Source organism: Allotamlana fucoidanivorans (assembly GCF_006265225.1).
GTDB classification, from domain to species: Bacteria; Bacteroidota; Bacteroidia; order Flavobacteriales; family Flavobacteriaceae; genus Allotamlana; species Allotamlana fucoidanivorans.
Window position 1 is genome coordinate 1 of sequence record NZ_VDCS01000103.1, and the last position, 292, is coordinate 292.

Consider the following 292-nt stretch of genomic DNA (forward strand, 5'->3'; position numbering starts at 1 on the left):
TAGCACTTGAAAAATCAACTTTTGTAATCCAACCATCTCTAATATCGGCTTCAAAACGCTGGGCTTGAGCTTGTAATTGCATCATCATTTCTGGACCTGTAACCCCTTCTGGATAGCCTGGAAAATTCTCAACTTCATTGGTGGTTGTTAATTGACCGCCTGGTTGTGTCCCTTGATACAATACGGGATTCATATTAGCTCTTGCTGCATAGATTGCCGCTGTATATCCTGCTGGACCTGACCCTATAATTAAGCATTTTACGCGTTCTATTGTTTCTGACATATCTTATTT

At 40.4% G+C, this 292-nt stretch carries 1 protein-coding gene; it reads right to left on the bottom strand.

From position 1 onward, the window contains the following. Nucleotides 1-283, bottom strand: a 283-nt coding sequence (locus tag FGF67_RS17065; RefSeq protein ID WP_158293253.1) for an NAD(P)/FAD-dependent oxidoreductase, incomplete at its 3' end; no start/stop codon positions are given. Nucleotides 284-292: the final 9 nt, after the last annotated feature.